Source organism: Sphingomonas sp. Sph1(2015), assembly GCF_001970915.1.
GTDB classification, from domain to species: domain Bacteria; phylum Pseudomonadota; class Alphaproteobacteria; order Sphingomonadales; family Sphingomonadaceae; genus Sphingomonas; species Sphingomonas parapaucimobilis.
Genome location: NZ_MQUI01000080.1, coordinates 1 through 8,385, shown reverse-complemented (window position 1 = coordinate 8,385; position 8,385 = coordinate 1). Strand labels below are relative to the sequence as shown.

Genomic DNA, 8,385 nt, shown 5'->3' with positions numbered 1-8,385 from the left:
CGCGTCGACCCACAGGCCTGGCTGACCGACACTCTCAAGCGCCTTGCGGGCGGCCACCGCATCAATGCACTCGGCGACCTCATGCCATGGGCATACGCCGCCCGCGTGGTGCGTTAACAGCGCTTACGTAAAGGCCGTGGCGAAGGATGTTTCCAGTAAGGGCATCAAGGCGGCCTATGACCCGGGAAATAATCCGGTTGCGTTCATCGACAGCATCGTGACCCGAAAAGGGGACGCCGACGAGACTTTCAGTAACATCCGTGTCGAGGGCGATGGCGAATCTGCAGCGATGTCGTTCGACTATGCGTTCAAGGTCGATGGCGTGACCCTGAACACTGGCATGGAGCACTGGCTTCTCGTCAATACCAACCAAGGGTGGCGGATCGTATCGGTAGTTTGGTCGGTGAACGGGTAGGATCATTCCCACAACACCATCCCTGTGGGAATGCCCCGGCCGTCTCGCTGGTCGTTCGTTTGTGGTAACCCGGCGGTTAGCTGGATAACGCCATCTCGATCGCCGCTGCCGCGTGGAGAGCGGTCGTGTCGAAAATTGGCACCTCACTGTCTTCTGGCCGAACCAGCAGCATGATTTCGGTACATCCTAGAATCACCGCTTCCGCGCCGTTCTCAACCAAGCGAGCAATGACCGCGCGGTAGGCATCACGCGACGCCGGCAGGATCTTACCGGCGACCAGCTCCTCATAGATGATGCGATGGACGGTAGCGCGGTCCTCGTCGTCTGGGACGATGACGTTGAGGCCATGCTGATCGATTAGCCGCCCCTTGTAGAAGGTGTGTTCCATCGTGAACGCGGTTCCGAGCAGTCCGACCGTCTTAACGCCGGCCGCCTTGATGCGTTCGGCCGTGGGATCAGCTATGTGGAGGAGCGGCACGCCCACCGCGGCCTCAACGTCGGCCGCCATCCGGTGCATGGTGTTGGTGCATATCAGTAGCACGTCCGCGCCGCCCGCTTCGAGGCGTTGTGCCGCGTCGATCATGCGCGTCGTCAGGCCCGGCCAATCGCCCCTATGCTGCAAGTCCTCGATTTCCGCAAAGTTGAATGACCACAGGAGGCACCGGGCCGATGCGGTCGGACCGAGCCGGTCTCGCACCCCCTCGTTGAGGATGCGATAATACTCTGCGGAACTTTCCCAGCTCATGCCGCCGATCAGCCCGATCATCTTCATCTTTTAATATGTCCCTGCTTCATGCGCCTCTCGCCCAGTTGATATGGGTTTTGAGCACCCTGTCACATTCTCTTTTCACAATCCTTTTCGGGAAGCGCGACTATCTTGTGTGGAGGCCCAATGGCTGAGCATCTGGTTCCCTACGCCCGATCCGCGTAAAGACGCAGGCATGATCCGCGTTTGTGCCCTGTATCGTTTCGCGTCCTTCCCCAACCCCGTAGCGTTGCGCGAACCCTTGCTTGCCGTGGCCGAGGCGAATGGCATTCGCGGTACGCTGCTGCTCGCGAGCGAGGGGATCAACGGCACGGTGGCGGGCGCTCACGAGGCGATCGAAGCGCTGCTGGGCCATATCCGAACGCTGCCCGGTTGCGCCGATCTCGATTACAAGGATTCCACCGCCGAGACGATGCCGTTCCACCGGATGAAGGTGCGGCTGAAGCGCGAGATCGTGTCGATGGGCGTCGAGGGCATCGACCCCACGCGTGAGGTCGGCACCTATGTCGCGGGCGAGGACTGGAACGCGCTGATCGCCGATCCCGACACCCTTCTGATCGACACGCGCAACGATTATGAGGTCGCGATCGGCACCTTCGATGGCGCGGTCGATCCGGGGACCAAGAGCTTCCGCGACTTCCCCGGCTGGTTCCGCGAGCATCGCGACGAACTGATGGCGGGCAAGTCCAAGGTGGCGATGTTCTGCACCGGCGGCATACGCTGCGAAAAGGCGACCGCGTTCCTGAAGGCCGAAGGAGTGGCGGACGTCTTCCACCTCGACGGCGGCATCCTGAAATATCTGGAGACGATGCCCGAGGAACGTAGCCGCTGGAACGGCGAATGCTTCGTGTTCGATGCGCGCGTCGCGGTCGGGCATGGGCTGGCGCAGGGCCGTCACGGCCTGTGCCATGGTTGCCGGATGCCGGTCAGTCCGGAGGATCGCACCTCGCCGCTCTATGTCGAGGGGGTGAGCTGCCCCGCCTGCCATGGCACGCGCGACGCGGAGCGGCTGGCCGCCTATGCCGAACGGCATCGGCAGGAACAGCTGGCGGCGGCGCGGGGGCAGGCGCATGTGGGCGCGCGCTACGCCTCCGATGACGACGCGCGCGACGAACCGCCGCATCCCTGACGCGCAAACCATTCCCAGGCGGGTGGCAAGCCGGGGCGAACCTGCTACACGAAGCCCCGCAAAGCCATGGCCGTCGAAACCTTTTCCCCCTCCGAACCTGCCGAACCGCCGCGCCGCCCGCTCTGGCGCCGCTGGTGGGTGCGGGTGTTCGCCGTCCTTGCGCTGCTCGCGGCGATCGGCGGCGGCGTATTCTGGTTCGTGTTCATGCGCGACCTGCCCTCGGTCGACGCGCTCAAGGCCTATGAGCCGCCGCTGCCGACCCATGTCCGCGGCATCGACGGCACCCCGATCCAGTCCTATGCGCGCGAGCGTCGGGTCGAGCTGTCCTACAATGAATATCCGCCGCTCCTGGTCCGTGCCTTCCTGGCGGCGGAGGACAAGAGCTTCTTCGAGCATGGCGGCGTCGATTATCCGGGTCTGGCGGGCGCGGTGCTGGACTATGCCAAGAAATGGGGCACCGGGCGGCGCGCGCGCGGCGGCTCGACCATTACGCAGCAGGTCGCCAAGAACCTGCTGATCGGCGACGCCTATTCGCCGACCCGCAAGATCAAGGAGGCGATCCTCGCATATAAGATCGAGGATACGCTGACCAAGCCGCAAATCCTGGAGCTGTATCTCAACCAGATCGCGCTGGGCCGGAATGCGTTCGGCGTCGAGGCGGCGGCCCATGCCTATTTCGACAAGGAACTGGACGAGCTGACGCTGGGGCAGATGGCGTATCTGGCGCTGCTGCCCAAGGGACCGGCCAATTACGACCCCGTCCGCCACCCCGACCGCGCGCTGGAGCGCCGCGCCTATGTGCTGCGCGAGATGCTGTCGAACAACTTCATCACCCGCGCGCAATATGATGCGGCGATGGCCGAGCCGCTGGGCACCGTGCTGCGCCGCACGCCCAAATATGCGCAGGTCGGCGGCTATTTCGTCGAGGAAGTCCGTCGCCAGCTGATCAAGCGCTACGGCGAAAAGGCGGAGAGCGGGCCGAACAGCGTCTATGACGGGGGCCTCTGGGTGCGCACATCGCTCGACACCCGGTTGCAGGACCTGGCGGCGGAAGCGCTGCGCGACGGTCTGGTCCGGTTCGAGGGCGGGCGCGGCTGGTCCGGGCCGATCCGGCACGAGGATATCGAGGACGGCAACTGGCAGCAGGTGCTGCTGAACACCAATATCGGCCTCGACTATCGCGACTGGCGCGCAGGCATCGTCACCGCCAAGGATCCGCGCGAGGCGACGATCGGTTTCGCCAATGGCCGCACCGGCACCTTGCCGCGAAGCTTCGCGCAGATGCCGCGCCGGGGCACGGCCGCCACCGCGTTCAGCGCGCTGAAGGTCGGCGACATCATCGCCGTGTCGCCCGCGGGTGAGCAGTTCCAGCTTCGCTCCATCCCGCGCATCTCGGGCGGCTTCGTCGTCGAGGAACCCGCGACGGGCCGCGTGCTGGCGATGCAGGGCGGCTTCGATGCCCGGCTCCAGGCGTTCAACCGCGCCACCCAGGCCGAGCGCCAGCCGGGCTCGACGATCAAGCCGATCGTCTATTCCGCCGCGCTGAACCAGGGGATGACGCCCGCCTCGATCATCGTCGACGGGCCGTTCTGCGTCGACCAGGGTGCCGGACTGGGGACGAAGTGCTTCCGCAACTTCGGCAATTCGGCGGGTGCCGGGCCGCATACGATGCGTTGGGGCATCGAGCAGTCGCGCAACCTGATGACCGTGCGGACGGCCTCGACCGTCGGCATGAAGAACGTCGTCGCGATGATCAAGCAGATGGGGATCGGCGATTTCCCGCCCTATCTCGCCTATGCGCTGGGCGCGGGCGAGACGACGGTGGGGCAGATGGTCAATGCCTATGCGATCCTGGCCAATAACGGGCGCGGCGGCGATCCCTCGCTGATCGACTTCGTGCAGGACCGCCACGGCAAGGTGATCTGGCCGGAGAACTGGCATGCCTGCGACCGCTGCAACGCCGCCGATTATGACGGCAAGCCGATGCCGCGCCCGGTCTCGCACCAGCGGCAGGTGCTCGACGCGATGACCGCCTATCAGATGGTCCATATTACCGAGGGCGTGATCCAGCGCGGCACCGCGACCGGACTGCGCGACCTGAACCGGCCGATGTTCGGCAAGACCGGGACCAATAACGGCCCCACCGACGTCTGGTTCGTCGGCGGCACGCCGCAATTCGTCGGCGGCCTGTATATCGGGTACGATCATCCGCGCTCGCTGGGCGGCTATGCGCAGGGCGGGACGATCGCGGTGCCGATCTTCCACCAGTTCGCGCAAAGGGCCTATGAGGGACTCGAGAAGCTGCCCTTCCGCGCCGCGCCCGGCATCCGCATGGTCCGCATCGACCGGGCGAGCGGGCGGCCGGTCTATGGCACCTTCCCGACCGGCGACGATCCCAAGCCCGCCGTGATCTGGGAAGCGTTCAAGCCGGAGAGCGAACCGCGCCGCCGCGCGCGCCGTGCTGCCGCCGCCGAGGCGCCCGCCACGCCGACCGGCCCGACCAGGCCCGCGCCGCCGCGCGACAGCGATTTCTTGCAAAGAGAAGGCGGAATCTACTAGCCCGCTTCCCATATTCGTTTTGCCGTCCGGTTTGGGCGGCCGTACGACCGATTCGGAGAATTTTCATGCGCGCTGAAGCGCAGGCTCATGTCGACACGATCAAGGACGCCCTGGAGCTGCTGCGCCGCTTCCTCGACTGGGACCGCGCGCTGCGCCGCCTGGACGAGCTGAACGCGCGCGTCGAGGACCAGGCGTTGTGGAACGACCCCAAGCAGGCCCAGGCCGTGATGCGCGAGCGTCGCCGCCTGGACGAGGCCATCACCGCCACCCGCGCGATCGAGAACGAGCTGTCGGGCACGGTCGAACTGATCGAGCTGGCCGAGATGGAGGGCGACGAGGAACTCGAGAAGGAGGCCGTCGCCAGCCTGGGCGAACTCGCCAGGAAGGCCGAGGCCGACAAGATCAAGGCGCTGCTGGCCGGTGAAGCCGACGCCAATGACAGCTATATCGAGATCAACGCAGGCGCGGGCGGCACCGAAAGCCAGGACTGGGCCGGGATGCTCCAGCGCATGTACACGCGCTGGGCCGAGCGGCACGGCATGAAGGTCGAGCTGATCGACTATCATGCGGGCGAACAGGCCGGGATCAAGTCGGCGACTTTGCTGGTCAAGGGCGAGAACGCCTATGGCTATGCCAAGGTCGAATCGGGGGTACACCGGCTGGTGCGGATCAGCCCGTACGACTCGGCCGCGCGTCGCCACACCAGCTTTTCGAGCGTCTGGGTCTATCCGGTGATCGACGACAATATCGAGGTCGAGATCAACGAGAGCGAGCTGCGCATCGACACCTACCGCGCGAGCGGTGCGGGTGGCCAGCACATCAACACCACCGACTCGGCGGTGCGTATCACCCACTTGCCGACCGGCATCGTGGTGCAGTGCCAGAACCAGCGTTCGCAGCACAAGAACAAGGCCGAGGCCTATAACCAGCTTCGCGCCCGCCTGTACGAGCGTGAGCTGGCCGAGCGCGAGGCGGTGGCCAATGCCGAGAATGCGACCAAGACCGATATCGGCTGGGGCCACCAGATCCGCTCTTACGTGCTCCAGCCCTATCAGCTGGTGAAGGACCTGCGCACCGGCACCACCTCGACCGCGCCCGGCGACGTGCTGGACGGCGACCTCGACGCCTTCATGGCCGCCGCCCTGTCGCAACGCGTGACCGGCGAGGCGGTCGCGGTGGAGGATGTGGAGTAAGATGCGCGCGGGGGGGGGGCAGTTTGCTCGCGGCGGCACTCGTCATCGCGCTGGGGGGCGCGGTGGCGGCGTGCGACGGCTCGAAACCGCTGATCCAGCAGCGCGATGACGCGGACGACGACAAGGTCGGCCCGTTCCCGGCGGCGGACCGGCCGGTCGCCGACGTCGTCTCGTCGCGCTGGTCGAGCGAGGATGCGCGCGACCGCCTGCGCGAGGCGGACCAGGTCATGGACCGGGCCAAGATCCGTCCCGGCATGACGGTGGCCGATATCGGCGCGGGCGAGGGTTATTATACCGTCCGTCTGGCGCAGCGCGTCGGCAAGACGGGCCGCGTGTTGGCCGAGGATATCGTCGCCGCCTGGCGCGACCGGCTGGCCGAGCGTGTCTCGCGCGAGCGGCTGGACAATGTCAGCGTCCGCCTGGGCGAGCCCGCCGATCCCAAGCTGCCGCCCACCAGCTTCGACCGCGTTCTCATGGTTCATATGTATCATGAGATCGAACAGCCCTATGAGTTCCTCTGGCGGCTGTTCCCCGCACTGAAGTCCGACGGGCTGGTCGTGGTGGTCGACGCCGATCGTCTTACCAAGGCGCACGGCACCCCGCCCGCGCTGCTGAAATGCGAGTTCGAGGCGGTCGGCTTCACCCAGGTGTCGTTCGAGAACATGCCCTCGGCAGGCGGCTATCTCGCGACCTTCCGCGCGACCGGCCCGCGTCCCGATCCCAAGGCGATCCGCCCCTGCCGCATGAAGGATAATTAGGAAGGACAGTCCCGTTTGTCCTTCCTCCCCTGCAAGGGGAGGGGGACCATGCGAAGCATGGTGGGGGGTGTCCCCGGTTTCGAGGAAAATCAACCCTATCAGCGATTACACCCCTCCGTCAGGGCTGCGCCCTGCCACCTCCCCTTGCAGGGGAGGAAGGGGTCGGCCATTCGTCACCGTCGCTACGACAAAGTTGGAACATGACAGCTTTGTCATGTATTGATCCCGTATCGGCCCTGCCTGGTGCCGATAGACCACCGGTCAGCATGGGCCGGGGTCCCGCAGAAGGAGATGACGATGAACATGCTTTTGATTGCCGGGCTCGCGCTCGGTGGAGCGGTGGCATCGGACGGGGCGCTCGAACACCGCGTCCAGCTCGACCATCATTCGGGACCGGTCGCGGTCCGCTACAGCGCCGATATCGGCGTGACCCATAAGCAGATCGGCGCGGTGACGACCGGCGGCCGTCCCTCGACGCTGCGCTGCCTGTGGAGCGCCAATGTCACCGTCCACCGCGAAGCGCGCGGTGCCGGCGGCACGGCGCTGATGCGCAGCGCGGCACAGGACCGCGTGATCGAGGGCAGCCGCCCCGGCTGGTGCAGCACCAACCGCAGCGCCATCGCGCAGGACGTCGCCCGGCGTCACGACGCGGTGCGCGACCATCTTCAGGCCGTGGCGCAGGAAGACCATGGCCTGTTGCGTGCCGAGATGGATCGCCTCCATGCCGAGACGCGCGCCGGATGACCTTGCGTAGCATTGTTCTGGCCGCCCTGCTGGGTGGCTCCATGGCCTCGCCGCTCCTCGCGCAGGAGCGGCCCGCGATCGGCGTCGAGGTGAACAGCGACGAGAATCGCCGGGGGCTGAGCTGGAGCGGGGGGCGGGTTTCGCCCTCCGCCGATATCTTTGCGACGAGCGGGCCGTTCGAGGCGAGCGGCCGCATCGTCGCACTGCGCGAATCGGACCGGCATGGCGGCGCGGGTTTGGTCGGCGACCTGACCCTTGGCGCCTCCACGATACTAGGCCCGGTGACGATGCGCGGACACGTGACCGGGCATCTGTTCGGCGGGGCGGGCTTCAACGCCGATTATGTCGAACTGGGCGGGTCGGCGGCCTATACGCTGGGTCCGGTGCAAGTGAATGCTGGCGCGGACTATGCGCCGTCGCAAAGCGCGATCGGCGGCGACAATCTCTATCTTCATGCCGGGGCGCAGGCAGGGATTCCGGGCACGCCCTGGACGGTGCTGGCGGGTGTCGGCCATTCGACCGGCAAGACCGAAGACGCTTTTCGCGCCGCACGGCTTCGCCCCGGTGGCGACTATAGCGACTGGCGGGTCGGGGTGGAGCATGTCACCGGCCCGGTGACGCTGGGTCTGGACTATGTCGGGACCGATGTGTCGGAGCGGGCGGCGTCGGCCTTTGCGCTGGCGGATGCGCGGCATTCGGGGGACAGGATCGTCGGCCGGGTGCGGTTCGGATTCTGAGGGTCGTCCCACAGCTGGCCACAGGCTCTCCCCTCCCGCAGGCGGGAGGGAATGGGGGAGGGCTTCTCCCCAGGCGGTGTCGCC

General features: G+C 66.4%; 9 protein-coding genes. 8 read left to right on the top strand and 1 reads right to left on the bottom strand.

The genetic code is table 11. The features are described from left to right. A partial coding sequence (locus BSZ14_RS18225) for a transposase domain-containing protein (protein WP_139330359.1) occupies positions 1 to 117 on the top strand: 117 nt, incomplete at its 5' end. A gap of 19 nt (positions 118 to 136) precedes the next feature. Beyond that, the gene (locus BSZ14_RS18220; protein WP_076711994.1) at positions 137 to 415 is read left to right on the top strand and encodes a hypothetical protein; all 279 of its coding nucleotides are present in this window, start codon (positions 137 to 139) and stop codon (positions 413 to 415) included. Positions 416 to 491: 76 nt separating this feature from the next. Here the strand turns inward: BSZ14_RS18220 and BSZ14_RS18215 are convergent, their stop codons facing one another. Beyond that, entirely contained in the window at positions 492 to 1,187 is a 696-nt protein-coding gene (locus BSZ14_RS18215) for an aspartate/glutamate racemase family protein (RefSeq protein ID WP_076711993.1), read from the bottom strand. A 169-nt stretch (positions 1,188 to 1,356) separates the two neighbouring features. Here BSZ14_RS18215 and trhO point away from each other — a divergent pair, with 169 nt between their 5' ends. The 6 genes from trhO to BSZ14_RS18185 all read left to right on the top strand — a co-directional run bounded on the left by trhO (position 1,357) and on the right by BSZ14_RS18185 (position 8,301). Further along, on the top strand, positions 1,357 to 2,310 hold the full coding sequence (gene trhO / locus BSZ14_RS18210) for an oxygen-dependent tRNA uridine(34) hydroxylase TrhO (RefSeq protein ID WP_076711992.1): 954 nt from the start codon (positions 1,357 to 1,359) through the stop codon (positions 2,308 to 2,310). A 66-nt stretch (positions 2,311 to 2,376) separates the two neighbouring features. Beyond that, positions 2,377 to 4,869: a penicillin-binding protein 1A gene (locus BSZ14_RS18205; RefSeq protein ID WP_076711991.1), complete on the top strand. Its 2,493-nt coding sequence runs from the start codon at positions 2,377 to 2,379 to the stop codon at positions 4,867 to 4,869. Positions 4,870 to 4,934: 65 nt separating this feature from the next. Further along, positions 4,935 to 6,062, top strand: a complete 1,128-nt coding sequence (gene prfB / locus BSZ14_RS18200) for a peptide chain release factor 2 (protein ID WP_076711990.1) — start codon at positions 4,935 to 4,937, stop codon at positions 6,060 to 6,062. Between the two features lie 23 nt (positions 6,063 to 6,085). Then, complete coding sequence (locus BSZ14_RS18195; RefSeq protein WP_076711989.1) at positions 6,086 to 6,820, top strand: class I SAM-dependent methyltransferase; 735 nt, start codon at positions 6,086 to 6,088, stop codon at positions 6,818 to 6,820. A 297-nt stretch (positions 6,821 to 7,117) separates the two neighbouring features. Continuing rightward, positions 7,118 to 7,564, top strand: a complete 447-nt coding sequence (locus BSZ14_RS18190; RefSeq protein ID WP_139330532.1) for a hypothetical protein — start codon at positions 7,118 to 7,120, stop codon at positions 7,562 to 7,564. Positions 7,565 to 7,566: 2 nt separating this feature from the next. After that, positions 7,567 to 8,301, top strand: a complete 735-nt coding sequence (locus tag BSZ14_RS18185) for a TorF family putative porin (RefSeq protein ID WP_198930566.1) — start codon at positions 7,567 to 7,569, stop codon at positions 8,299 to 8,301. Positions 8,302 to 8,385: the final 84 nt, after the last annotated feature.

Coding starts and splice junctions, on each gene's coding strand:
- BSZ14_RS18205 (WP_076711991.1), top strand. CDS start 2,377: ATGGCCGTCGAAACCTTTTCCCCCTCCGAACCTGCCGAACCGCCGCGC.
- BSZ14_RS18215 (WP_076711993.1), bottom strand. CDS start 1,187: ATGAAGATGATCGGGCTGATCGGCGGCATGAGCTGGGAAAGTTCCGCA.
- trhO (WP_076711992.1), top strand. CDS start 1,357: ATGATCCGCGTTTGTGCCCTGTATCGTTTCGCGTCCTTCCCCAACCCC.
- prfB (WP_076711990.1), top strand. CDS start 4,935: ATGCGCGCTGAAGCGCAGGCTCATGTCGACACGATCAAGGACGCCCTG.
- BSZ14_RS18190 (WP_139330532.1), top strand. CDS start 7,118: ATGAACATGCTTTTGATTGCCGGGCTCGCGCTCGGTGGAGCGGTGGCA.